The organism is Listeria goaensis, from assembly GCF_900186125.1.
GTDB lineage: Bacteria > Bacillota > Bacilli > Lactobacillales > Listeriaceae > Listeria > Listeria goaensis.
In genome coordinates, this window is the sequence record NZ_FYBQ01000001.1 from 257,561 (window position 1) to 282,203 (window position 24,643).

The 24,643-nt window shown below is 41.5% G+C and carries 21 protein-coding genes and 1 pseudogene; 19 read left to right on the top strand and 3 right to left on the bottom strand.

Going from position 1 to position 24,643, the window contains the following annotated elements; all coding sequences use genetic code 11:
* Position 1 precedes the first annotated feature (1 nt).
* The gene (rnhC, locus tag CFT42_RS01285) at positions 2-919 is read right to left on the bottom strand and encodes a ribonuclease HIII (RefSeq protein WP_088815307.1); all 918 of its coding nucleotides are present in this window, start codon (positions 917-919) and stop codon (positions 2-4) included.
* 160 nt (positions 920-1,079) lie between these two features.
* On the opposite strand from rnhC, the gene zapA reads away from it, so the two are divergent.
* From zapA to CFT42_RS01320, 7 genes are all read left to right on the top strand, one after another.
* A complete protein-coding gene (gene zapA / locus CFT42_RS01290; RefSeq protein ID WP_179946365.1) occupies positions 1,080-1,373 on the top strand; it encodes a cell division protein ZapA in 294 nt (97 codons plus the stop codon).
* The gene (locus CFT42_RS01295) at positions 1,370-1,912 is read left to right on the top strand and encodes a CvpA family protein (RefSeq protein WP_088808797.1); all 543 of its coding nucleotides are present in this window, start codon (positions 1,370-1,372) and stop codon (positions 1,910-1,912) included. The genes zapA and CFT42_RS01295 overlap by 4 nt, the downstream gene beginning before the upstream one ends.
* Positions 1,913-2,149: 237 nt before the next feature.
* Positions 2,150-3,862 carry a DNA polymerase/3'-5' exonuclease PolX gene (gene polX / locus CFT42_RS01300; protein ID WP_179946611.1) on the top strand — a complete coding sequence of 571 codons (1,713 nt, stop codon included), beginning with the start codon at positions 2,150-2,152 and terminating at the stop codon, positions 3,860-3,862.
* Positions 3,863-3,876: 14 nt separating this feature from the next.
* On the top strand, positions 3,877-6,231 hold the full coding sequence (locus tag CFT42_RS01305) for an endonuclease MutS2 (protein WP_088808798.1): 2,355 nt from the start codon (positions 3,877-3,879) through the stop codon (positions 6,229-6,231).
* A gap of 76 nt (positions 6,232-6,307) precedes the next feature.
* A complete protein-coding gene (trxA, locus tag CFT42_RS01310; protein WP_088808799.1) occupies positions 6,308-6,625 on the top strand; it encodes a thioredoxin in 318 nt (105 codons plus the stop codon).
* 77 nt (positions 6,626-6,702) lie between these two features.
* Positions 6,703-8,511, top strand: coding sequence for an excinuclease ABC subunit UvrC (gene uvrC / locus CFT42_RS01315; RefSeq protein WP_088815204.1), 1,809 nt, complete (start codon positions 6,703-6,705; stop codon positions 8,509-8,511).
* A gap of 11 nt (positions 8,512-8,522) precedes the next feature.
* Positions 8,523-9,737: an aspartate kinase gene (locus CFT42_RS01320; protein WP_088815205.1), complete on the top strand. Its 1,215-nt coding sequence runs from the start codon at positions 8,523-8,525 to the stop codon at positions 9,735-9,737.
* 124 nt (positions 9,738-9,861) lie between these two features.
* Here the strand turns inward: CFT42_RS01320 and lexA are convergent, their stop codons facing one another.
* Positions 9,862-10,476, bottom strand: a complete 615-nt coding sequence (gene lexA / locus CFT42_RS01325) for a transcriptional repressor LexA (protein ID WP_088808802.1) — start codon at positions 10,474-10,476, stop codon at positions 9,862-9,864.
* Positions 10,477-10,631: 155 nt separating this feature from the next.
* On the opposite strand from lexA, the gene yneA reads away from it, so the two are divergent.
* The 9 genes from yneA to CFT42_RS01370 all read left to right on the top strand — a co-directional run bounded on the left by yneA (position 10,632) and on the right by CFT42_RS01370 (position 19,319).
* Entirely contained in the window at positions 10,632-10,961 is a 330-nt protein-coding gene (gene yneA, locus CFT42_RS01330; protein WP_088808803.1) for a cell division suppressor protein YneA, read from the top strand.
* 131 nt (positions 10,962-11,092) lie between these two features.
* Positions 11,093-11,320 (top strand): DUF896 domain-containing protein, encoded by a 228-nt coding sequence (locus tag CFT42_RS01335; protein WP_088808804.1) that lies wholly within the window; start codon positions 11,093-11,095, stop codon positions 11,318-11,320.
* 131 nt (positions 11,321-11,451) lie between these two features.
* A complete protein-coding gene (gene tkt, locus CFT42_RS01340) occupies positions 11,452-13,449 on the top strand; it encodes a transketolase (RefSeq protein ID WP_088809070.1) in 1,998 nt (665 codons plus the stop codon).
* 123 nt (positions 13,450-13,572) lie between these two features.
* Positions 13,573-13,809, top strand: a complete 237-nt coding sequence (locus CFT42_RS01345) for a YneF family protein (RefSeq protein ID WP_088808805.1) — start codon at positions 13,573-13,575, stop codon at positions 13,807-13,809.
* 90 nt (positions 13,810-13,899) lie between these two features.
* On the top strand, positions 13,900-14,331 hold the full coding sequence (locus tag CFT42_RS01350) for a hypothetical protein (RefSeq protein ID WP_088808806.1): 432 nt from the start codon (positions 13,900-13,902) through the stop codon (positions 14,329-14,331).
* 294 nt (positions 14,332-14,625) lie between these two features.
* Positions 14,626-16,383, top strand: coding sequence for an ABC transporter ATP-binding protein (locus tag CFT42_RS01355; protein ID WP_088815206.1), 1,758 nt, complete (start codon positions 14,626-14,628; stop codon positions 16,381-16,383).
* 4 nt (positions 16,384-16,387) lie between these two features.
* The gene (locus CFT42_RS01360; protein WP_369821456.1) at positions 16,388-18,166 is read left to right on the top strand and encodes an ABC transporter ATP-binding protein; all 1,779 of its coding nucleotides are present in this window, start codon (positions 16,388-16,390) and stop codon (positions 18,164-18,166) included.
* Positions 18,167-18,235: 69 nt separating this feature from the next.
* Entirely contained in the window at positions 18,236-18,718 is a 483-nt protein-coding gene (locus tag CFT42_RS01365) for a CcdC family protein (protein WP_088808808.1), read from the top strand.
* A gap of 91 nt (positions 18,719-18,809) precedes the next feature.
* Positions 18,810-19,319 (top strand): hypothetical protein, encoded by a 510-nt coding sequence (locus CFT42_RS01370; RefSeq protein ID WP_088808809.1) that lies wholly within the window; start codon positions 18,810-18,812, stop codon positions 19,317-19,319.
* Positions 19,320-19,561: 242 nt separating this feature from the next.
* Here the strand turns inward: CFT42_RS01370 and CFT42_RS01375 are convergent, their stop codons facing one another.
* Positions 19,562-20,170: a lysophospholipid acyltransferase family protein gene (locus CFT42_RS01375; RefSeq protein WP_088808810.1), complete on the bottom strand. Its 609-nt coding sequence runs from the start codon at positions 20,168-20,170 to the stop codon at positions 19,562-19,564.
* A 95-nt stretch (positions 20,171-20,265) separates the two neighbouring features.
* On the opposite strand from CFT42_RS01375, the gene CFT42_RS01380 reads away from it, so the two are divergent.
* The 3 genes and pseudogenes from CFT42_RS01380 to CFT42_RS15085 form a co-directional block, all read left to right on the top strand.
* The gene (locus CFT42_RS01380) at positions 20,266-21,387 is read left to right on the top strand and encodes an exonuclease SbcCD subunit D (RefSeq protein ID WP_088815208.1); all 1,122 of its coding nucleotides are present in this window, start codon (positions 20,266-20,268) and stop codon (positions 21,385-21,387) included.
* Entirely contained in the window at positions 21,384-24,443 is a 3,060-nt protein-coding gene (locus tag CFT42_RS01385; RefSeq protein WP_088815209.1) for an AAA family ATPase, read from the top strand. Before CFT42_RS01380 ends, CFT42_RS01385 begins: the two co-directional genes overlap by 4 nt.
* Positions 24,444-24,498: 55 nt before the next feature.
* Positions 24,499-24,570 (top strand): annotated as a pseudogene (locus CFT42_RS15085) (TipC family immunity protein); the annotation flags it as partial.
* Between the last annotated feature and the right edge of the window lie 73 nt (positions 24,571-24,643).

Here is a 24,643-nt window from a genome sequence, read left to right on the forward strand (position 1 = left end):
CTTATAATCGTGCCAAACGCTTTGCTTTTTCCGTGTTGGCAAAATGTTTTTTCGTATATTTTTCCAAAGTAGCTTCTCCGTAGGTTTTGATAATTTGAGCGGCAACTTGGTCGACTTTTGCGCCAGCACCTTTTGTGAGCGGCATGTGAAGTTCTTGCTCCATTTCTGAAAAGGCTTCAACAAACTTATAGCGCGCAATGATGGAAGCGGCCGCAACCGATAAATGAAGTCCTTCTGCCTTGGTGGCAAAATAAACATGTTCGCGAACAACATCACTTTCTTTAGCTAAATAACGATAATAGGTGTTCTTTTCCGCGAATTGATCGATTAAAATCGCTTCTGGTTGGGCAGGCCACATACGTCGTAAAACATTGCCGAGTGCGCGGTTATGGAGCATTGCTTTCATTTGTCCTTGATTCATTCCCGCATCGACAAGTTCATTGTATTTGGGATTTGGACAAAGCAAAACGCTGTGCGGAATAATCGGCATAATTTTTTCAGCAATGCGGCAAATTTCAGGATCTTTCATCGCTTTGGAATCTTTGACGCCAAGCGAAGTGAGTAGCGGCATTTGTTCTTTCGCGACATAAGCGGCACAAACGGTAATCGGACCGAAAAAGTCACCCGTGCCAACTTCATCAGAACCTAAAACATCTTTTCTGGCAAAGCCTTCTGGCAAGCTATTTGTTGCTACTTTAGGCGCTTGCTTCGGAAGCATTTGCCCCCATTTGGCTGCTTCAACTTCACCGCCGTTCCCTTGAAACATCACTTTCCCAGATTTATAGGCCGTTATCGAAACACTACCTTTTTTGGCAGAAAAAATAGCGCCTGGTGGGAGCTTCGGGTTCAGAAATTTCGCATATGCCTGCTTCATCTCCCCCAATTGATTGGTTGCTACTTGTATTACGGTATTTGCGATAAGTCCTCTTCCTCTCACGATTGGTCAATCGTATTGTATCACAATTTTAAGGACGCCAAAACAGTTTTAAGTCCAGAGGCTGATTATTTAGAAATTAAATGCTATATCTTTTCATAAAAAGCTTTTCGTGATAATATGAATTTACGAGAGCGATTCAAAAATGCGAGGTAAGGAGGGGAACAGAGTGGCAGAAAATGAAAGAAATAGAATTACAACATCCATTTATGGGCGTGATTATACGATTGTAGGCTCTGAACCGACCGAGCATTTACAGCATGTTGCGCATTTAGTAGACACCAAAATGCATGAAATTAGTGCTCAAAATCGTGCATTAGACAGTGGACGTCTTGCTGTCTTGACAGCAGTTAATGCAACACACGATTATGTGTTGTTAGAAGAAAAATATAATGCGCTAAAAAATGAATTAGCGAGATATAAAGGAAGAGACGTATGATTGTAGATATTATCATTATTATTTTACTTATAGGCGGTTTTTTTACCGGCTACCGAAATGGCTTTATTAGACAGCTTGTCGTGACATTAGGTTATTTTTTATCTTTCTTCGTGGCTTATCATTATTTTTCAGATTTAGCACCGCACTTAAGCTTTATCCCGTATCCGGGTGCTGATGCAACAGATTCAGTCTACAAACTGCTTGAAGTGTTGCATACAGAGGAAGCTTACTATAATGCCATTGCATTTATTCTTATCTTTTTAGCAGCAATTATCATCGTTCATATGATAAGCTCACTAATTGGAAATCGTACAAAAATTCCTGTTATTAGCCAAGTCAATGGTTTGATTGGTGGTATTTTAGGCGTCATTGCGATTTATTTATTTATCTTTGTCGTCCTATACTTAACAGCGATTTTCCCAGCTGAATGGGCAGAGAATCTGATTCAAGGCTCAAGTATTTCGGAATGGATACTCGAAAACACACCTATTCTTTCCGAACGCTTCTACGACTGGATGACTGGCGTTTTACCTGAATAACCTCAAGACCAGCTTTTTAAGCTGATGATAAATGGCAATCTTCGGAGTTCTTGCCGCCGTTCCGGTCTTCACGTATACAAATACGCTCCAGTACGGTACTCGGCAATGCATGATTTAGCATCAGTATGATTGTGCGTGGTACGTTTTGTTTGACTTAAGTTTAAAGTTTGTAAAATAAGACCAGCTTAAAAAGCTGGTCTTATTTAAGGAAAAGGTAGTTACAAAGAGGTGAAGGTGATGGTGAAAAGTAAGAAAGATATTATTCGCTTACTTGAAGAAATTGCATTATATATGGAGTTAAAAGGGGAAAATGCCTTTAAAATTTCAGCGTTTCGAAAAGCAGCGCAAAGTATTGAATTAGATGACCGAAGTTTAAGCGAAATGGACGATATTACGAAGCTTTCTGGTATTGGGAAAACAACAGGAAGTATTATTACGCATTTTTTAGCGACCGGGGAATCGCCTGAACTTGATACACTGAAAAAAGAGGTGCCAGCTGGTCTTGTGCCGCTTCTTGATGTGCAAGGACTCGGTGGTAAAAAGATTGCACGTTTATATCAAGAACTGGGCATTACGGATAAAGAATCGCTTTTAGTAGCGGCCGAGGAAGGGAAGATTACGGCGCTAGCTGGTTTTGGGCAAAAATCGGTCGATAAAATGGTGGAAGGTGTAAAGGCGTTAGGCGACCGCCCCGAGCGTTATCCAATTAAAGAAGTGCTGCCTGTTGCGAAACAAGTGGCGCAATTTTTAAATGGCATCGCTGAAATTGAAACGTACCAGGAAGCCGGAAGTTTGCGGCGGTTACGGGAAACCATTAAGGATTTGGATTTTGTCATTGCCACAACAGAAATCGAAAAAGTCCGCGAGAAATTGCTTTCCTTCGAGCTGATTGATGAAGTGATTGGCGCGGGGGATACGAAGGTTTCGGCAGAGCTTGATGCGGGAATTAAAATCTCGATTGATTTTCGCTTGGTGGAACCAAAATTTTTCGCAACGACACTGCACCATTTCACGGGCTCAAAAGAACATAATATTAAAATGCGCCAAATTGCGAAGGCGCGTTCGGAAAAAATTAGTGAATACGGCGTTGAGGATAATTCAGGCGAAAACCTCGTATTTGAATCGGAAACGGCATTTTTCAAGCATTTTGATTTGCCATTTATTCCACCAGAAGTAAGACGTGATGGCACGCAAGTGAGTCGAATTGCAAAGGAAAATTCATTTGTCCAGCTAGCGGATATTCGTGGTGATTTGCATATGCATACGACTTGGTCAGACGGGGCATACTCGATTGCGGAAATGGTTCAGGCCTGTATTCAAAAAGGTTATGAATACATGGTGATTACCGACCATGGTAAATTTTTGCGGGTTGCAAATGGCTTAAACGAAGAGCGGCTCAAAAAGCAGATGGAGGAAATCCAAAAGGCGGCATCGCAATATCCGGAAATTGACATTTATCACGGCGTAGAAATGGATATTTTAACGGATGCAACGCTTGATTTTTCTGACGAGATTTTGAGCGAGCTCGATTTTGTCATTGCATCGATTCATTCGGGATTTTCAGGGTCGGAAAAAGAAATCATGCAGCGGCTTTCGGTAGCTGTAGAAAACCCGTATGTTCGTTTGATTGCGCACCCGACTGGACGTGTGATTGGCAGGCGAAATCCGTATTTAGTCAATATGGAAGAATTGGTTAAAATGGCGCAAGGAGCTAAAACGGCACTTGAACTTAATGCGAATCCGGAGCGCCTTGATTTAAACGCAGAGCATTTACAGCTTGCGAAAGAAAATCATGTAAAAATTGCAATTAATACAGATGCACATGATACGCGTCATTTGGATTTTATGGAACTTGGCGTGCGTGCGGCTACAAAAGGCTGGCTTTCAAAAGAGGATATCATCAACACGATGTCGAAAGAGGCTTTCAAGCAGTTTTTGCAGAAGAAATAAAGGAATGAAAAAATATGGAGAAAAAAGTCGAGCATGTTTTAGAGTTTGATAAAATAAAAAAATTACTGGAACCCTTCGCCGTTTCTACGCTTGGTGTGGAGGCCATTCGCAGCTTAGAGCCCGAAACCTCGCTTGCTACGGTTCAAAAAATGCAAAGCGAAACAGAGGAAGGCGCCAAAATCATTCGTTTGAAGGGAAGTGCGCCGATTACTGGCTTGAGCGATGTAGCTCAGCACCTGAAGCGTTTAGAAATTGGTGGGGATTTAAACGGCCTTGAAGTCTACCAAGTGGGAAGTAACTTGCGTGTCAGTCGGCTGATGAAAAACTTCATGGACGATTTAGAAGAAATTGGCGTTGAACTACCGCTGTTATTTGAGCTGGCTAGAGAGATTTTAGTCCTCCGTGATGTAGAAGAAGAAATTAATTTAACGGTTGATGAGGCCGGATATATTTTGGACACGGCGAGCGAAACGCTCCGTTCTGTGCGCTCCTCGCTAACTCGCACGGAAGGTCGTGTGCGCGAAAAATTGGAAAGCTTACTGCGCGACCGAAATGCGGCCACGATGTTAAGCGACGCGATTATTACGATTCGAAATGATCGTTATGTTATTCCCGTGAAGCAGGAATATCGCAGTCATTACGGCGGCGTCATTCACGATCAGTCGGCTTCTGGCCAAACGCTCTTCGTTGAGCCGCAAAGCGTTGTTGATTTAAATAACGAACGCCGCGCTCTTCAAGCGAAGGAAAATCAAGAAATGGAGCGCATTCTCGCTGAAATGTCCGCGAAATTGGCGGAATTCATTCAAGAAATCCATCATAATTCGTACATTTTAGGACGTTTTGACTTTATTTTGGCTAAAGCAAGGTTTGGGAAGTCACTAAAAGCGGTTACGCCACATTTGAATGAAGAAGGCATTACCAAATTGTTTGCGGCTAGACACCCCCTTTTAGACCAAGAGCATGTGGTTTCAAATGATATTCTGCTAGGTGATGGGTATTCTGCGATTGTGATTACAGGGCCGAACACAGGTGGGAAAACGATTACGCTGAAAACGCTTGGACTTTTGACGATTATGACGCAAGCGGGGCTACAAATTCCGGCACAAGAAGAATCAGTTGTTGCGATTTATGATGATGTTTTTGCAGATATTGGTGATGAACAGTCGATAGAGCAAAGTTTGAGTACATTTTCTTCGCATATGACAAACATTGTTTCGATTTTGCAGAAAATGAATCATCGTTCGCTCGTCCTTTTTGATGAGCTTGGCGCGGGAACGGACCCGCAAGAAGGGGCGGCGCTTGCAATTGCTATTTTAGATGAGGTCGCGAAACGCGGGGCGAGTGTCGTGGCGACAACGCATTATCCAGAATTAAAAGCCTACGGGTACAATCGTGCTTTTGCGACAAATGCATCGGTTGAATTTAATGTGGAAACGCTAAGTCCGACATATAAATTGCTAATTGGTATTCCGGGGCGAAGCAATGCGTTTGAAATTTCGCGCCGTTTAGGGCTTAACAATGCTGTTATTGAAGGAGCTAGGGCGCTTGTTGATACGGAAAGTGCCGATTTAAACGAGATGATTTCGAGCTTGGAAGAAAAACGCAATTTGGCCGAAAAAGAATACGAGGAAGCGGCGGAACTTGCAGGGGATGCCGAAAAACTTTTGAAGGATTTACAAAAGGAAATTCAAACGTATTATGCGCAAAAAGAGAAGTTACTCGAACGCGCAAATGAAAAGGCAAGTGAAGTTGTGGAAGCGGCGGAAGTGGAGGCGGAGTCAATCATTCGGGAGTTGCGCGAACTGCAACTTCGCGGGGCATCAGGCGTCAAGGAACATGAGTTGATTGATGCAAAATCGCGTCTAGCGGGCGCAAAACCGAAAACCATTCAAAAAAATGTTGTTCATCCTGTCAAAAAAGTGGCACATAAATATCAGGAAGGTGACGCCGTTCGGGTGCTCTCTTTAGGTCAAAAAGGCGTGCTTTTAGACAAAGTGAGCGAAAAAGAATGGAACGTCCAAATTGGGATTATTAAAATGAAAATAAAAGAAACTGATTTGGAATACATTCAGCCTGAAAAGCCGAAAAAACAACGCGTAATTACAAATGTTCGAAATACGGAACCAGTGCGCGCAGAACTTGATCTCCGCGGCATGCGTTACGAAGACGCACTTTTTGAAGTCGATAAATATATTGATGAAGCGCTACTTGCCGGCTATCCGCGTGTGGCGATTATTCACGGAAAAGGAACTGGCGCGCTTAGAACGGGCGTCACGGAGTTTTTGAAAAACCACCGCATGGTAAAAAGTATTCGTTTTGGCGATGCAGCTGAAGGCGGAAATGGCATCACAATTGCTGAATTGAAGTAGTGAGCAAAAAGATGGCTCTATGCGTCTAGCTGGTGCTATACTAAGTATACAAATTGTGTTAGGAGTTGAAACAAGCATGGCTAATATACTTGAAATTACCGATGCAAATTTTGAACAAGAAACAAAAGAAGGTTTAGTGCTTACAGATTTCTGGGCAACGTGGTGTGGTCCTTGCCGCATGGTTGCGCCAGTTTTAGAAGAAATTGCGAATGAACGTGGCGAAAGCTTAAAAATCGTCAAAATGGACGTAGATGAAAATCAAGAAACACCAAGCAAATTTGGCGTTATGAGTATCCCAACTCTGCTTATTAAAAAAGATGGCGAAGTAGTGGATACAATCATTGGCTATCGTCCAAAAGAAGAGCTCGACGAAGTCATTAATAAATATGTATAATGCTACCAAATTATGGTAAAATAAAGACATCGCAAATTTTTGCGATGTCTTTTGTATGATGATAAGGAGTTGATCAAATGGTATCCGCACACTTGCAAAATAAATTAGCACTTCTACCTGATCAGCCAGGTTGTTACTTAATGAAAGATAAGCAAGGCACCATCATTTATGTGGGGAAAGCCAAGATACTTAAAAATCGTGTGCGTTCTTACTTTACTGGCGCCCACGACATTAAAACGCAGCGTTTAGTCCAAGAAATAGAGGATTTTGAATATATTGTAACGAGCTCGGACGTGGAGGCGCTCCTCCTCGAGATTAACTTGATTAAAAAGCATGATCCGCGCTTTAATATTCGTTTAAAAGATGATAAAACCTATCCTTTTATTAAAATTACGAATGAAAGGCACCCGCGTCTGATTATCACAAGACAAGTCAAAAGAGACAAAGGGAAGTACTTCGGACCGTATCCGAATGTATACGCCGCAAATGAAGTGAAAAAAATATTAGACAGGCTGTATCCACTTCGCAAATGCACTACCTTGCCGAACAAAGTCTGTTTATATTACCATCTAGGCCAGTGTTTGGCGCCGTGCGTTTTTGAAGTGGACCAAGCCACCTATAAAAAAATGTCGGACGAAATCGTCAGCTTCTTAAACGGCGGGTACAAAGATGTCAAAAAGGAATTGATTGTCAAAATGGATGCGGCCGCAACCGATATGCAGTTCGAAAAGGCAGCCGAATTCCGCGACCAAATTACGGCGATTGAAACGACAATGGAAAAACAAAAAATGACGATGAACGATTTTGTTGACCGTGACGTATTTGGTTACGCCATTGATAAAGGCTGGATGTGCGTCCAAGTTTTCTTCATTCGCCAAGGAAAGCTCATCGAACGCGATGTGTCACAATTCCCGTTTTATACAGAAGCTGAAGAAGATTTCTTGACGTTCATCGGCCAGTTTTATCAAAAAGCAAACCATATTCCGCCTAAAGAAATTTATTTGCCAGATGATATCGACCATGAAGCGGTGCAAGCTCTTTTACCAGATACGAAAATCATCGTACCGAAACGTGGGAATAAAAAAGACCTAGTGAAGCTAGCCTATAAAAACGCCAAAATTGCGCTCAATGAGAAATTTATGTTACTTGAGCGGAATGAAGAGCGAACAGTCGGTGCTGTTGAAAAACTGGGGGAACAAATGGGCATTCCAACACCTTCGCGCATTGAAGCTTTTGATAATTCCAACATTTATGGAACTGATCCAGTTTCTGCTATGGTCACCTTTTTAGATGGTAAGCCAAGTAAAAATGATTATCGTAAATATAAAATTAAGACGGTTGAAGGGCCAGATGATTACGCTACAATGCGTGAAGTTGTACGAAGACGCTACTGGCGCGTATTAAAAGAAGGCTTGCCATTACCCGACTTAATTTTAATCGACGGAGGAAAAGGCCAAATTGATAGCGCAAAAGATGTTTTAATCAATGAGTTAGGGCTTGATATTCCCGTTGCAGGACTTGCAAAAGATGATAAGCATCGCACGAGTCAGCTTCTGTTCGGGGACCCACTTGAAATCGTTCCGCTTGGAAGAAATAGCCAAGAATTTTACTTGTTGCAACGCATTCAAGATGAAGTCCACCGCTTTGCCATCACTTTTCATCGGCAACTGCGCAGTAAATCTGGCTTCCAGTCCATTTTAGATGGCATTCCTGGTGTCGGACCGGGACGTAAGAAGAAAATTTTAAGCCATTTTGGCTCCATGAAAAAAATTAAAGCGGCATCGGTTGAAGAACTTGCTGAAAGCGGTATTCCAAAACAAGTCGCAGAAGCCGTCTATCAAAAAGTCCGCGAAGTGAATGCAAAATTAGCTGAAAAAGAAGAATAGAGGGGAACGAAATGGGTCTAGTCGTTTTAAAATTTGGTGGAACTTCGGTAAGTTCCGTTGCTAAAATTCAAAAAACAGCAGAACAGGCAATCCGTGAATCTGAAAAAGGGCATCAAGTTATTGTCGTCGTATCTGCTATGGGAAAATCTACAGATAAGCTGGTGCAAATGGCAGAAGAAATCTCCAAAACGCCTAGCAAACGCGAAATGGATATGTTGCTTTCAACAGGCGAACAAGTGACGATTGCACTTCTTTCCATCGCGCTTCAAGAAATGGGGCAGGAGGCTGTTTCCTTTACAGGCTGGCAAGCGGGTATTGAAACCGAAGAAGTGTATAGTAACGCCCGAATTTTAGACATCGAAAGAGAAAAAATTACAGCGGCACTTCAGGCGGGCAAAATTGTCATTGTTGCGGGCTTCCAAGGCGTGACGCAAAGCGGAGAAATTACAACGCTTGGTCGCGGCGGCTCCGATACAACAGCGGTTGCCCTTGCAGCCGAATTTGCAGCCGAAAAATGTGCGATATGTACAGATGTGGACGGCGTATATACAACTGATCCGAGGTTTATTAAAAAAGCAAAAAAACTGGCGCAATTAACGTATGATGAAATGTTGGAGCTTGCGAATTTAGGGGCCGGCGTTTTACATCCGCGTTCTGTGGAATATGCGAAGAATTTTAAAATCCCGCTTGAAGTGCGTTTAAGCCATGGGGTGGAAAATGGGACGATGATTGAGGAGGAGATTTATGTGGAGAGTGCAAAAGTAGTTCGCGGCATCGCGTTTGAGGACCAAATTACGCGCGTGACGATTCATTGGAGCGAAAAAGAAAATATGCGTGTCTCAAAAGTGTTTTCGGAACTTGCGAAAAATAATATTGACGTGGACATTATTATTCAAGGCATTACGGGACTTGGCCATGGCAATCTTTCCTTCACAATTAAATCGGTGGCGCTCTTAAACACGCTTGCTGTTCTTGAAAATAAAAAAGCAGAAATCCAATATGAAAAACTTGAATCTGAACAACATTTAGCCAAAGTTTCCATTGTTGGTTCTGGTATGGTATCGAACCCTGGTGTGGCGGCGCGGATGTTTGAGGCGCTCACTGAAAATGACGTAGCAATCAAAATGATTAGCACGTCAGAGATTAAAGTTTCTACTGTCGTGCCAGATCGAAAAATGATTGAAGCAGCCCAAGTTTTGCATGATACCTTTGAATTAGGAGACTAGAAAGTGACTTTTTGTCGCACACCTTCAATCTATGGATTGAAGGTGTGTTTATTTTTGCTATAAAACGGTAGACTTTCCCAATTTAAAAACCCGCCTGAATGAGGCGGGTTAAAAGGTGTGACTATTAACGAATATCACGGAATAAACCAATGACTTTCCCTAAAATCGATACTTGGTTTAAAATAATGGGTTCCATAGTGTCATTTTCGGGTTGTAAGCGGAAATGATTCGCTTCTTTAAAGAAACGTTTACAAGTTGCTTCGTCTTCATCTGTCATTGCAACTACAATTTCTCCGTTTGTTGCATTACTTTGTTTTCGAACAATAACTTTGTCTCCGTCTAAGATGCCGGCATTAATCATGCTTTCACCATCAATTTCTAACATAAAAATATCTTTTTCACCGGCAGCCATGCTCTCAGGCAGCGGGAAGTATTCATCAATGTTTTCAATCGCAGTAATAGGCATTCCAGCCGTCACTTTCCCAATTAAGGGGATATTCACAACAGCAGGAGTAGGAACATCATCTTCCATCGACAAGATTTCAATGGCACGAGGTTTTGTCGGGTCACGTCTAATAAGTCCTTTTGTTTCCAAACGAGCAAGATGGCCATGGACAGTTGAACTTGAAGCTAAACCTACAGCTTCGCCAATTTCACGAACAGAGGGCGGATAGCCTTTGTCCTTAACTTCAGATTTTATAAATTCATATATATCTTGTTGTCGCTTTGATAATTTCATGGTTTTCACCCCGTTATTTTAATTAGTTGTTACCCATAGTATAGCAAATGTTTTTTGGATATGCAAACAAAGGTTCGATTTTTTTGTTGACAAAAACGAACGAACGTTCTATAATAATGGAAAAGCGAACATATATTCCGTTGGAGGGGATTAAGATGACTTTGAAATTATTTTGGGATAAATACTATATTGCGATTATCTTTGTTGTTGCTTCTGTACTTATGGGATTAACATTACTATTTTATGCGAGTGCAACAAATGAAAATAAATATTCAACGATTGACGTAGCATCTGGAGATTCATTATGGGTTCTTGCGAATGAACATGCCGAAAAAGCGAACATGGATAAAATGACTTTTATTAAGTGGGTTGAAAAAGAAAATCATTTAAATAACAGCACATTAAAAGCGGGAGATGAAATTGTTATTCCGATTAAGAAAAATGAGATGAACCGCGACTCAACAATTCAATTAGCAAATGAGTAATTTTGTACAGTAATACGTTTTAAATAAAGGGTACGAACTAAAAATATATTCAGCAGCAATCGGTCGCAACGAACTGGTTTTACATTTTATGCTATAATAAAAGAAACACATTGATGAATAGGATGAAATTTATGTTGGAAAAAGCTAAAATTAATCGAATTAATGAACTTTCTCGTAAGAAAAAATCAGAAGGCTTAACAGCTGATGAAAAAATAGAGCAAGAAGAATTGCGGAAAGAATATTTAAAATCATTTCGGACACATATGAAAGGAACCATTGAGAATACAACAATCTTAGATCCGAATGGAAAGGATATCACCCCTTCAAAGGTGAAACAAATGCGCAAAAAAAGAAAATAAATAGCTGAAATGAGCATAAATGAACAAACGAACAAAAAGTTTGATCATTTATGCTTTTTTGGTTGTGTAATTTAAGTTTTAGGAATAAAATGGAGGTAGTTAAAATTTTAAATTAAGAGAGGATGTTTCATTTGTTCGATAAAACTGATCAATTAGCGATTAACACGATTCGCACACTTTCAATGGATGCCATTCAAAAAGCAAATTCAGGTCATCCAGGTTTACCTATGGGTGCAGCACCTATGGCGTATACATTATGGTCTAAAGTTTTAAATGCTAATCCAGCAAATTCACGCTGGTTTAACCGTGACCGTTTCGTATTATCTGCTGGACATGGTTCTATGCTTTTATACAGTCTGCTTCATTTAAGTGGTTACAAATTAAGCCTCGATGATTTGAAAAACTTCCGCCAATGGGACAGCAAAACGCCTGGACACCCTGAATACCACCATACTGACGGTGTTGATGCTACTACAGGTCCACTTGGTCAAGGCATTGCGATGGCTGTTGGAATGGCTATGGCAGAACGTCATTTAGAAGCAATGTACAATCGTGATACGTTTAAAGTTGTAGATCATTATACATATGCGTTATGTGGCGATGGTGACTTAATGGAAGGTGTTTCTGCCGAAGCAGCGAGTCTTGCTGGTCATCAACAACTAGGTCGTCTTATTGTGCTGTATGATTCAAATGATATTTCCTTAGACGGCGATTTAGATAAGTCGTTCTCTGAAAGTGTGAAAGCTCGCTTTGAAAGCTACGGATGGGAACATTTACTTGTGAAAGACGGCAATGATACAGCTGAAATTTTAGCGGCCATTGAAAAAGCGAAACAAAATACATCGCAACCTACGATGATTGAAGTGAAAACTGTAATCGGTTTTGGTGCTCCTAATGCCGGCACTAGTAAAGTTCACGGCGCTCCTCTAGGCGCTGACGGTGTGAAAGCAGCAAAAGCAGCTTATGGCTGGGATTACGAAGAAGATTTTTATGTGCCGAATGAAGTTTATGAACGCTTTGGTAGCACAATCGCGAGCCGCGGAGCACAAGCTGAAAAAGCATGGTCTGATATGTTTGTTGCTTACAAAGAAAAATATCCAGAGCTTGCGAAACAATTGGAATATAGCTTAGATGGCAAATTGCCAGAAGGATTTTCCGATAAATTACCAAAATATGAAGTTGGCGATAAAGCTCTTGCAAGTCGGGCGACAAGCGGTGAAGCTATTAATGTGCTTGCTGAAACATTGCCGCAATTATTTGGTGGCTCAGCTGACTTAGCTGGTTCAAATAATACGACGATTAAAACAGATGGTGAATTTACAAAGGATACACCACAAGATCGCAATATTTGGTTTGGTGTTCGTGAATTTGCGATGGGAGCTGCTTTAAATGGTATGGCTCTTCATGAAGGCTTGAAGGTTTACGGCGGAACATTCTTCGTATTTTCGGATTATTTACGCGCATCCATTCGCCTTGCAGCTATCCAACATCTACCAGTAACCTACGTTTTAACTCATGATAGTATTGCTGTTGGGGAAGATGGACCGACGCATGAACCCGTTGAACAATTAGCGTCGCTACGTGCAATGCCAGGTTTATCGATTCTTCGCCCAGCTGACGGGAACGAAGTGAATGTGGCTTGGAAATTAGCCGTAGAATCAACTAACAAACCACATGCGTTAGTGTTAACACGCCAAGGGTTGCCTGTACTTCCAAATACGAGTGAAATTGCTGAAGAAGGCGTACGCAAAGGCGCTTACGTTCTGTCTAAAGCGAAAAAAGATGTGCCTGATGCGATTTTACTTGCAAGCGGATCTGAGGTGCACTTAGTTGTTCAAGCACAAGAAGAGCTAGCTAAAAAAGGCGTTGATGTTTCTGTCGTTTCAGTGCCATCATTTGACCTTTTTGAAACACAATCTGCTGACTATAAAGAAAGTGTCTTACCAAATGCTGTACGTAAACGTGTAGCCGTTGAAATGGGCGCGAGCTTTGGTTGGGAGAGATACACCGGGCTTGATGGTAAAGTCATTGGTATTGACAAATTTGGCGCTTCAGCACCAGGTGAAACGATTATTGAAAACTATGGTTTTACAGTCGAAAACATTGTAAAAACAGTCGAAAGTTTATAATTTTCAAGGCGGATATTCGTGATTTGAATGTCCGTCTTTTTCTTTTGTAAAAAAGAGTTGTTTGTGAGGCGTAAATCAAGTACAATAAAGAAGGTATATTCGTTCAAGGAGGAGAAAGAAACTATGTGGATTTACATTCTTGTTGGTCTTGTATGCTTACTTGCAGGACTAGCTGGTGGCTTCTTTATCGCAAGACGCTACATGATGAGCTATTTGAAAAACAACCCGCCTATCAATGAGCAAATGCTCCAAATGATGATGGCGCAAATGGGACAAAAGCCGTCTCAAAAGAAAATCAATCAAATGATGAGCGCGATGAATAAACAAACAGAAAAAGAAACAGGGAAGAAGAAAAAATAATTTTCTGTTAGCGAATTTCATTTTTTGAGAATATAAAGATCGTCCTTTTGTTTAAAAGGGCGTTTTTATATGGGAAAAGGAGGAGAGAATATGGAACAGGCGAAGGCAGCATTAATTTTAGAGCGCAGTTTGTACCGGCTGGAATCAGAAGTAGAGCAAACTTTATCGGGCTATGTGACACCATTTTTAGGGGATAATTCGGGGAATCGGCTGAAAATTGGTTATGCGTTGCTATTTTCGACGCGGTTTCAGCATGACGCGAGGAAGAATGGTGTGATTCGGCTACTTTTAGATGAGGAGCTGGAACATGGTGCGGAAGCGAAGGTGCTTGCTCTTTTGGGGCGGCAGTTTGTGGTGGAAAATGCGGCGGATGAAGGGAGAATGGTACTTGCACAGCAAGCGATGGATCTCGTTTTCATTCCAGAGGATTTATCCGGGTGTTCACTTCGTGAGCTGCATCGACTTGCGCTTGATTTACAGCTATTTGTTGTGGCGGAAAAGCTATATGACGAAAAATTTTGAAAAAAGGTGTTGTAATTTTTTTCAAGATATTGTAAAATGTAAGCGTTGCATAAAAAAATTTAAAGGAGGTATGCGAGATGCGTAAATATGTAGGAAAATCATTATTGCTTAAAATTTCATTATTTGTGTCGCTCCGTACCGATTCTTTAAGTATAAAGGGGATTTATTGACCTCTCGCATGCTTTGCTTTGTGCGCGGAAAATAGACGGCAAATAATACTTTTTAAGTAATAATGGGCAGAAGTGATGTCCATTATTTTTTGTTGTCTAAAAAGGGAAAAGGAGGGGTTGCCATGTGAAGATTTTTAAGGATTTAGGCTGGTTTTTTAAAGAACGAAAAAAGCAGTATACTTTTGGGGTTTCGATTTTATTCATCATTGCGCTTTTGCAGCTTATACCGCCGTTTGTCATAGGGAAAGTTGTTGATGCGATAGCGGATTCGACTTTGACAAAAGAGACGTTAATAAAATGGATTGTGATTTTGATTGTTGTTGCGGTTTTGACTTATCTCGGACGTTACGTTTGGCGCTTGATGATTTTTGGTTCGGATAATAAATTGCAACGAACTTTGCGTTTACGGTTATTTGAACATTTGACGAAGATGTCACCGTTTTTCTTTCAGAGGTACCGGACTGGCGATTTAATGGCGCATGCGACAAACGACATTGCAGCCGTTCAACAAGTTGCTGGCATTGGGGTGCTGACACTTGCCGATTCATTTTTAACAGGTAGCACGGTTATTTTAATGATGGCGATTAGTATTGATTGGCGGTTGACGCTCATTGCGCTCATTCCAATGCCGATTATGATTTTTGGGTCATCGATTTTAGGGAAAAAACTACATGAACGCTTTCACGGCGCACAAAGAGCTTTCTCAAAACTAAATGATAAGACACAGGAGAGTATTTCAGGCATTAAAGTGACACGCACGTTTGGACAGGAAAAAGAAGATATTGCGGATTTTGCCAAACAAACGAGTGCTGTCGTGAAGAAGAACGTTGCCGTAGCGCGCGTCGATGCCATGTTTGACCCGATGATTTCGATTGTTGTAAGCATTTCTTTTGTGCTCGCAATAGGATTTGGTTCGAAATTTGTCATTGAAGGTTCGCTCACAATTGGGCAAGTCATTGCGTTTGTCAATTACTTATTTCTACTCATTTGGCCAATGCTCGCATTTGGGTTTTTGTACAACATTATTCAACGCGGAAGTGCCTCATATGACCGCATCACCAAACTTTTAAACGAAAGAGAAGATATTGTCGACCACGAAGACGCGCGCGCAGAAACGCCTAGCGGAGCTCTCGCCACTCATATCAGCCGATTTTCTTATCCGGATGAAAAAGAGCCAGTGTTGGAAAATATTGACTTCACGATAAATGCAGGTGAAAAACTGGGAATTGTTGGGCGAACAGGTTCAGGGAAGACGACGCTTTTAAAACTTTTGCTTCGCGAATACGATGACTATGCAGGCACGATTTCGTTCGGCGGAGTCAAAATCCAAGATTATCAGACAAATGCGCTTCGGAAAGCAATTGGCTATGTGCCGCAAGATCAGTTTTTGTTTTCGACGACTGTTTTAGATAATATTCGCTTTGGGGTGCCAGAAGCGGCGCCTGAAGATGTGAGGAAGATTGCGAAAACCGTGGCGGTGCATGATGATATTGAAGGTTTTGCAGATGGGTATCAAACGGTTGTGGGCGAACGTGGTGTGTCGCTTTCGGGTGGTCAAAAACAACGCCTTGCGATTGCGCGTGCTTTAATTATGGATCCGGAATTGCTCATTTTAGATGATGCGTTATCGGCAGTTGATGCCAAGACGGAAGAGCGCATCTTGGAAAACTTAAAGGCGAGCCGAGCGGATAAAACGACCATCATTAGTGCGCATCGCCTGAGTTCCGTCGAACATGCCAACCTCATTATCGTCATGGATAACGGGCGGGTCATTGAACGTGGCACACACCAAGAATTGCTTAGAGAAAATGGTTGGTATGCGGAGATATACCGGGAGCAACAATTAGCGGAACATTTGAAAGGTGGTGGGGAACGTGAATGAGCAAATGAATGATGATTTATTAACGATGACAGGAAAAGAACATCGGCAAGTTTTAAAACGTCTGATGCGCTACACACGTTTCCATATTCCACTATTAATTTTAACTGGTTTTCTCGTGTTGTTTGTGACGATAATTGATGTTGTGTCGCCACTCATCATTCGGAAGTTTTTAGATGATTATTTGACACCGATGAACTTTGCAGTAGAGGCGATTACAATTCTTGTGGCGGGATACCTTGGACTTGCGCTAGCAAAGGTTATCATTTGGTATTTCCAACTCTTTTTCTTTCAAAAAATTGCCTTTCAGATTGTGGAACGCATTCGCATTGATATATTTTCGAAGTTGCATACGCTTGGCATGCGCTATTTTGATAAAACCCCTGCGGGTAGTATTGTGTCGCGTGTGACAAACGATACGGAAGCGATTAAAGACATGTTTATTAATGTGCTTTCCACTGCGATTCAAAGTTTATTCATGCTAATTGGTATGTACGTAGCGATGTTTGCTCTTGATGCGCAACTTGCGCTGTATTGTTTGGCACTATTTCCGCTCATCGCTTTTATTATTATCGTTTACCGGAAGAAAAGTTCAAAATTTTACCGGGCGAAGCGCGAAAAATTAAGTCAACTAAACGCCAATATTAGCGAGTCGATTTCAGGAATGTCGATTGTCCAACAATTTAATCAGGAAAGACGTCTAGCTCGCGAATTTGAAGTCATCAACAAAGATTACTACGATGTTGGGATAAAAAATATTAAATTTAATGCGCTGTTACTAGGTCCAGCCATTGATTTCATTTATGCGATTGCGGTCGTAATTATCCTTGGCTTTTTCGGAGCAGAATCGCTCATCGGTCCAGTGGCCATCGGTACGATTTATGCTTTCGTCAGCTATTTTGATCGCTTTTTAGAAGCCATTTATAATGTGATGGAGCGTCTTGCGATGTACCAGGAAGCGATTACTGCGGCAGCGCGCGTTTTCCGCATCATGGACGAAACAGAAGAAGTGCCCGCTCAGAAAAATGATGCGCAAGCTAAAATTGAAAGCGCAAAAATTGAGTTTAAAGATGTATCCTTTGCTTATGACGGGGAGCATGATGTTTTGAAAAATATTAGCTTTACGGCAGAATCTGGGCAGACGATTGCGCTCGTCGGGCATACAGGAAGCGGAAAAAGTTCGATTATTAATTTAATGATGCGCTTTTATGAATTTGAACGCGGCGAAATTTTAATTGATGGAAAATCGATTAAAGATTATAAAACGAGTGAGTTGCGTAAAAAAACGGGTCTTGTCCTGCAAGATAGTTTTATGTTTTACGGTAATATTCGGGACAATATTCGGCTGTACAACCAGGAAATTTCCGATCAGGAAGTGGAAGAGGCGGCCAAATTTGTACAGGCAGACAATTTTATTCAAACGTTAGATGGGACTTACGACCATAAGGTCATTGAACGCGGAGCATCATTTTCAAGTGGACAGCGGCAACTCATTTCCTTTGCACGTACGGTTGTGACGAATCCGCAAATTCTTGTTTTAGATGAAGCGACAGCGAACATCGATACGGAAACGGAAAGTTTAATTCAAACGGGCTTAAAACGCATGCGCACAGGTCGGACAACGATTGCGATTGCGCATCGACTTTCGACAATTAAAGATGCTGACTTGATTTTAGTTTTAAGCAAAGGCGAGATTATTGAACGCGGTACACACGACGAACTTTTACAAACGGGTGGAGTTTATCATTCGATGTACCAACTGCAAAATAGTGGCATGGAATTGTAAACATTTTGGTTTCTTTTCTTTAAAATAAGCGCTATAATGGCTAACGAAGCTTTGTAGGAGGAATCAGATATGTCACTTATTTTATCTATTATTGTTACACTCATTTTTGGTTCAATGATTATTTTAATTCGCATGAAAGCATCAAAACGACCAGCGTCTATAAAAGGCATTATTTTACCGCCAGTGATGATGTCGACTGGTGCGCTCATGTTTGTTGTCCCGTATTTCCGCGTTTCGGGACTTGATATTATCGAAGCCATTTTAATGGGGCTAGTATTTTCTGTCATTCTCATTTGGACGACGAAATTTGAAATTAAAAAGGATTTTGTGTTTATTAAACGTACAAAGGCATTTCCGGTCATTTTGATGTCACTGTTACTTATTCGAATTTTAATCAAATATTTAATTAGTGGTAGCCTTGAAGTTGGGGAATTATCAGGAATGTTTTGGATTATGGCGTTCGCGATGATTGTTCCGTGGCGTGTTGCGATGTATTTTCAATATAAAAACGTCGCTAAAAACCTTCAACCTGCTAAAGAAATGGCAGAATGAGGCGATTTATTCGTAAAAATACTTGTGTAAGATTTATGTAAAAGTTATAATGAGGAAGGTCACATTTATGTGATAAAAAGGAGGAAATATTTTGAAGAAAACGTTAATTGCATTACTTATGTTTGTTTTAGCTTTCACGCTTGCAGCTTGTTCATCTTCAAGCAACAATGATACAGACAAAAAAGAAGAATCGAAGAAAACATCAAGCGAAGATGTACTAAATTATTATATGGATTTAGTTTCGACTATTAGTGATAAAAACGCGGATTACAGTGCCTATCTAAGCGCTTCGACTGCTGATCCTAAGCCTTCTGAAGCTGAACTTGCGGAGCTTGCTAAAAAAGCATCGACTTCTGCACAAGCGGTTTCCGATGCTTTAGCGGCTGAAAAAGTTCCGGATTTAGGGAAATCTACAGACGACTTTAAAAAGGCAGTTTCGGATTTAAGTGCTGCTTATGCCGATGAAGCAACAGCTTTAAACGCAACACCTGTTGACACAACAAGTGCTGATGAGAAGCTTCAAAAAGCATCTGCTGATATCTCAAAAATCTTAGAAGATAATGGCTTAGCTGGTTCGGATATTTTAACAGATACAATGTAATAAAAAGCATTTTGGTAATCCCAAAATGCTTCAGACTGATGACAAACGGCAATCTTCGTCGTTAAAACCTGCGTTCCGCTCCTCACGTACTCGAGTACGCTCCGGTGCAGTACTCGGCTTTGCCTAGAATCTCACCATTTGTCATCAGTCTGATTGTGCGTAGTACGTTTTGTTTGGCTTAAGTTTAGAGGTTTTCTACAAGCTAAAGCATTTTGGGTAATCCCAAAATGCTTTTTTTAAATTTATTTTTTCTTCGTAGCTTGAATTTCTTGTTCCAGTCTTTCGAATGTTGCCATAAGTTCAAGTGATTTTTCTTCTAAAACTTCTTTTTGTTCTTTATCCGTATCATTTAAATGTATCGGATCACCGAAACGAATGATAACTTTTTTTCTTTTTAAAATTTCTTTGAAGTTTTTCGGGCCATCATAAAAGGCTGGTAACATCGGGACTTTTCCTTTAAAAGCAATGGTTACAGCACCGCGTTTTAAATGCAAGTTCGTCTGTTTACGCGTGCCACTTGGGAAAATACCGACGACTTTGCCTTGTTTTAATAAACGAATCGGCGCTTTAATAGCGCTAGGACCAGGGTTGTCACGGTTAACTGGGAAGGCGTTTAAATGCGTCATCAACCAATTAAGGAATTTCCCTTTAAATAACTCTTGTTTCGCCATATAATGAACAGATACAGGATAGACGGCAAAGCCAAGATAAATAATTTCAATCCATGAAGTATGCGGCGAGACAACAACATAAGGAGCCGCAGGTATTTTTTCTTTGTTTTGTACTTGAAATCGTCCACCAATGATGATTAAAATAATATGGACGACAGTTTTCGCAAATTTATAAAACAACTTCTTCACTCCCTAAAAGACATCAACTAGTATAAGTATACTCAAAAATGCAGATTTTTGCATTAAAAAAATAAAGCAGTAGAAAAGAGGCCATGATGAAACTTTTACATACAGCAGATCTTCACCTTGGAAAAATCGTATCAGGTGTTTCGATGCTTGAGGATCAAACATATATTTTAGAACAAATAACCGAAATTATTAAACGGGAAAAAGTAGATGGCATCATTATCGCAGGGGATCTCTATGACCGTTCGGTTCCACCAGCGAGCGCGGTTGACGTTTTAAACGATATTTTCTACGAGTGGAACGTGATGCTTGGCTTGCCGATTTTTGCGATTAGCGGCAATCATGATAGTGCAGAGCGGCTGCAATTTGGCGCTGCATGGTATGAAAAAACGGCACTTTATCTTGCTGGGAAAATCACTGACCCAGTACAAAAAGTAGCCTTTCAAAATGCTGAAATTTGGCTTGTCCCGTTTCATGAGCCTGGAATTGTGCGCGAAAAATTTAATGATAGCGACATTCGAACTTACGAAGATGCGATGCAAAAAATAACCGATTCCATTCGGGCGCGTGCTGATAAAACGAAAAAGCAAATTTTAGTTGGACACGCCTTTGTTGCTGGCGGCATTTCAAGTGACTCTGAACGTCAACTTGCTGTCGGGAATGTAGACCGTGTTTCTACAAACTGCTTCGCTGGTTTTGATTATGTTGCACTTGGCCATCTGCACCACCCGCACGCCATCACGCACCCCACCATCCATTATAGCGGTTCGCCGTTAAAATATTCTTTTTCAGAAAGCAAGGATAAAAAAAGTGTGCGCATCGTTACACTCGAAGAAACGCTCGACGTACGTGAAGTATTCTTGCAACCAATACGCGACATGCGAATTGTGAGCGGAAGCTTAAGCGAACTTACGACCAATATTTTAGACAAGAAAGAAGATTACTTGCAAGTGAAGTTAGAAGACGCAGGTGCGCTTCTTGATCCGATGGGGCAACTTCGTAAGTTCTATCCGAATATTTTGCATTTAGAGCGAATGCGGCACCAGATGGAAGACAAGCTTGAAGTGAAGTTTGATGAGCTGATGAAAAAGGATGATGTGGCATTGTTTGATCAGTTTTTTGAATTTGCTGAAGGTAAAAGTATGACAACGGCGCAAAAAGAACTGATGACGGAAATTTTTAAAGAAGCGCGTGAGGGAGGTAAAGAATGAAGCCGTTAAAGTTAACGATGGAGGCATTTGGTGCCTATAAAAAACTGGAGACAATCGATTTTACTGAACTTGGGACAGAACGTATTTTTGTTATTTCTGGAAAAACGGGTGCGGGCAAGTCCACGATTTTTGATGCGATTAGTTTTGCCATTTTTGGCGTTACAAATTTAGCTGACCGGGAAGGCGCATCAATGCGAAGTGACTTTGCGGCGGATTCAGATTTAACGGAAGTGACACTCACTTTCATGTTGCGCGAAAAAACGTACTTCATTAAACGAATGCCGCAGCAGGAAGTAAAAAAGGCGCGCGGCGACGGCATGCGCTCTTTAAATCAAAAAGCCGAGTTGTTTGAAATAACGGACGATGGCGAAAAATTGCTAGCTAGCTCCGTGCGCGATGTAAAAGTAAAAATGGAAGAATTAATTCAACTGAATGTCGACCAGTTTCGGCAAATTTTAATGATTCCCCAAGGCGAGTTTCGTGAATTGCTCATTTCAGAAAGCAAGGAAAAGGAAGTCATTTTACAACGGTTGGCGCATACGGATTTTTACAAATATGTCGAAAATCTTTTATTTGAAAAGCAAAAAGAGTTACAGCTTTTGGCAGAAAATACGCGAACCGAACTTTGGAAAGTGATTGTAGCGGAATTCGCTGATGAAACGCTAACCATTGCCGAAATCGAAGAACAATTTCAAACGAAACTGGCGGAGCAGAAAAAGCACATGGCAAGTTTGCAAGATGAGCTAACAACACTTGAGAAGGTGAGCATCGCGGCAGCTCAAAGCGTTGCGGTGGCGGAAAATATCGAAGCGGACTTTGTACAGCTTGAGAAGCAATTGGAGGAGCTCGAACTATTATACGGTGAACGGGAGAAAATGCAGGAGTTGAAGCGGGAGCTAACGAAAATGAAGGCGGCGAAAGAGTTGCAAGCTGCGTTTATGCAGCGGGAGCGAACGAATGAAAAAATACGCACGGTGCAGCTAGAAAAGAAGCAACTTGAAAATCAGACGGAAGATGCGCGCATGGAACTTTTAAAATGGGAAGAGGGGCAGCGGGAACTTTTAGAGATGGCAGAACGTGTAGCAAAATGGCGTCGCAATCAAATTGAATTTGAGAAAATGGCGCCGAAGATGAGGCAGCTTACGGAAAACTTAACACAATTGGAGTTTAAAAAGGCTGCTTTTACTACAAAAGAAGAAGCTTTTAAAAGATTTGAAGTGGATTTCGAGATACTTGCGCATGATGTGAGTTCGCTTGAGGACCGTATTGCGGCGCTTGAGAACCTTGAGCAAGAACGTTTCCAGCTGTTGGAGAACATGAACGAACTAGAGGGCGAGCGGAAACAAGTGGCAGAAAATGTTGAGAAAACGAGCCAGCTTTTGCAAATAGAAGAGCAGCTTGCGGTTTTGCGGCAAGAACAAAAGGCGCAGACGGCAGTTGTAAAAGCGCTCCAAAAAGAGGAAGCGGAACTCCTTGCTGCTTCGAAACAGGAGCAGGCCGCACTCTTAGCGACACACCTTCATAACGGTGATCCATGCCCAGTCTGCGGCGCGACGGAACACCCGCAAATGGCTACGTTTTCTGGAACTTTGGATATTGGGAAGCTAGAGGAACTTTCAAAAGAGCTGGAAACTAAAACGCTTGGATTAAAGCAAGTTGAGGAAAAAATCGCCCGTTTGAAATGGCAGACTGAGCAGTGGGGAGACGTAAGCGGAAATGATTTTGCTGTGTTTGATGAGCAGCTAGCAAAATTGACCGCTACGATTGAAACTGCCAAACAAAAACAAGCGAAGCTAAATGAACAGCTGGAACTACGAAACAAACTCAAAGCGCAACTAAACGAACAGCAAACTGCGAAACAGAATTTGACGCATCAAATGACTGAAGCGCAAATTGAAAAAGATAAGTTGCAGCGCGAATTGGACCTTTTGGAGACGGAAATCAATTGGCTTTACACAGATATTCCGGAAAATTTGCGCGAACCAGAAGCTTTCAAGCGTTTGCAAAACCAAATTGCGGCATCGCTGTTAGAATTTGAAAAACGCGAACAGGAAGTTTCAAAAGGTGTTACGGCGCAAAAAGAGCTTGTCAGCAACATGGAAACGCGCTTAAAAGGCACAGAAAAACAACTCGCGGAACTTTCAAACGAATGGCAAGCCGATCAGACACTTTTTGAAGAAAAACGAGTCAACCTTGGATTCCAAGATGAGGCGACTTTTAAGTCCTATTTGGCGCGCGAAAATGAAATCCCCACGACCGAAACGACACTTTCGAACTATGAAAAAGCGCTTTTTGTGGCGGAAGATCGAAAACAGGTGCTAGCAGAAAAACTAAAAAACGTCGAGAAGAAAGACGTCAGCAAATTGCAAGCAGAACTAGATGCGGCGAAAGCTATTCAAAGTGAGGCCGAACAAAAAATGCTAGTTGTGCGCGAACGTGGAAGTGAAACGTCCAGTCGCTATACGCTTTTTAATTCCAAAAAAGAAGAATTGCTTAAATTTGAAGCGGAATACGCAGATTTGGGTCTGCTTGCGGATACTGCGCGCGGGAAAAATGATTTGCGGATTACGTTTGAGCGGTACGTGCTCGCGACTTTCCTCGACACAATTGTTCAGCATGCTAACGTGCGTTTACTGAAGATGACAAATGGGCGTTTTGAGCTTAGCCGAAAGCGCGATAAAGCAAAAGGCAACGCGCAGAGCGGGCTTGAGCTTGAGGTGTATGACGAATATACGGGCTTAACGCGCCATGTGAAAACGTTATCGGGCGGTGAAAGTTTTAAAACGTCACTTGCGCTAGCGCTGGCTTTAGCTGAGGTGGTGCAGGAGATGGCTGGCGGCATTTCGCTTGATACGATGTTTATCGATGAAGGTTTCGGTACGCTTGATCCGGAATCTTTGGAAACGGCGATTGAATGTTTGCTGGAAACGCAGGAAAACGGACGACTTGTGGGCATCATTTCGCATGTACCAGAGCTTAAAGAGCGCATTCCGGCTCGGCTTGAAGTGACAGCGACGAACCAAGGAAGCAAGACGGAGTTCGTGTTACACACATAAAAGGGCTCGCGGCGAAGAGAAGTCGCGAGTCTCTTTTTGTATTTCATAAACAGATTGGTGTTCAGTTTATAACAGCCGTTTTTCACCAGATGATTTTGGCGATGTTAAAGTAAAGAAAACTTATTAAAAAACTTAAAAAAAGCGTGAGGTGTATATAAACAAGCCTCACGCCTTTTTTTATGTTAAAATAAAGGTTTAGA

What these genes read in the sequence shown, in the direction of transcription:
- CFT42_RS01365 (WP_088808808.1), top strand. Translation starts at nt 18,236, where the DNA reads ATGTCACTTATTTTATCTATTATTGTTACACTCATTTTTGGTTCAATG.
- CFT42_RS01360 (WP_369821456.1), top strand. Translation starts at nt 16,388, where the DNA reads ATGAATGATGATTTATTAACGATGACAGGAAAAGAACATCGGCAAGTT.
- CFT42_RS01345 (WP_088808805.1), top strand. Translation starts at nt 13,573, where the DNA reads ATGTGGATTTACATTCTTGTTGGTCTTGTATGCTTACTTGCAGGACTA.
- CFT42_RS01320 (WP_088815205.1), top strand. Translation starts at nt 8,523, where the DNA reads ATGGGTCTAGTCGTTTTAAAATTTGGTGGAACTTCGGTAAGTTCCGTT.
- uvrC (WP_088815204.1), top strand. Translation starts at nt 6,703, where the DNA reads ATGGTATCCGCACACTTGCAAAATAAATTAGCACTTCTACCTGATCAG.
- CFT42_RS01305 (WP_088808798.1), top strand. Translation starts at nt 3,877, where the DNA reads ATGGAGAAAAAAGTCGAGCATGTTTTAGAGTTTGATAAAATAAAAAAA.
- CFT42_RS01380 (WP_088815208.1), top strand. Translation starts at nt 20,266, where the DNA reads ATGAAACTTTTACATACAGCAGATCTTCACCTTGGAAAAATCGTATCA.
- CFT42_RS01295 (WP_088808797.1), top strand. Translation starts at nt 1,370, where the DNA reads ATGATTGTAGATATTATCATTATTATTTTACTTATAGGCGGTTTTTTT.
- CFT42_RS01350 (WP_088808806.1), top strand. Translation starts at nt 13,900, where the DNA reads ATGGAACAGGCGAAGGCAGCATTAATTTTAGAGCGCAGTTTGTACCGG.
- yneA (WP_088808803.1), top strand. Translation starts at nt 10,632, where the DNA reads ATGACTTTGAAATTATTTTGGGATAAATACTATATTGCGATTATCTTT.
- CFT42_RS01335 (WP_088808804.1), top strand. Translation starts at nt 11,093, where the DNA reads ATGTTGGAAAAAGCTAAAATTAATCGAATTAATGAACTTTCTCGTAAG.
- trxA (WP_088808799.1), top strand. Translation starts at nt 6,308, where the DNA reads ATGGCTAATATACTTGAAATTACCGATGCAAATTTTGAACAAGAAACA.
- lexA (WP_088808802.1), bottom strand. Translation starts at nt 10,476, where the DNA reads ATGAAATTATCAAAGCGACAACAAGATATATATGAATTTATAAAATCT.
- polX (WP_179946611.1), top strand. Translation starts at nt 2,150, where the DNA reads ATGGTGAAAAGTAAGAAAGATATTATTCGCTTACTTGAAGAAATTGCA.
- CFT42_RS01385 (WP_088815209.1), top strand. Translation starts at nt 21,384, where the DNA reads ATGAAGCCGTTAAAGTTAACGATGGAGGCATTTGGTGCCTATAAAAAA.
- zapA (WP_179946365.1), top strand. Translation starts at nt 1,080, where the DNA reads ATGCGAGGTAAGGAGGGGAACAGAGTGGCAGAAAATGAAAGAAATAGA.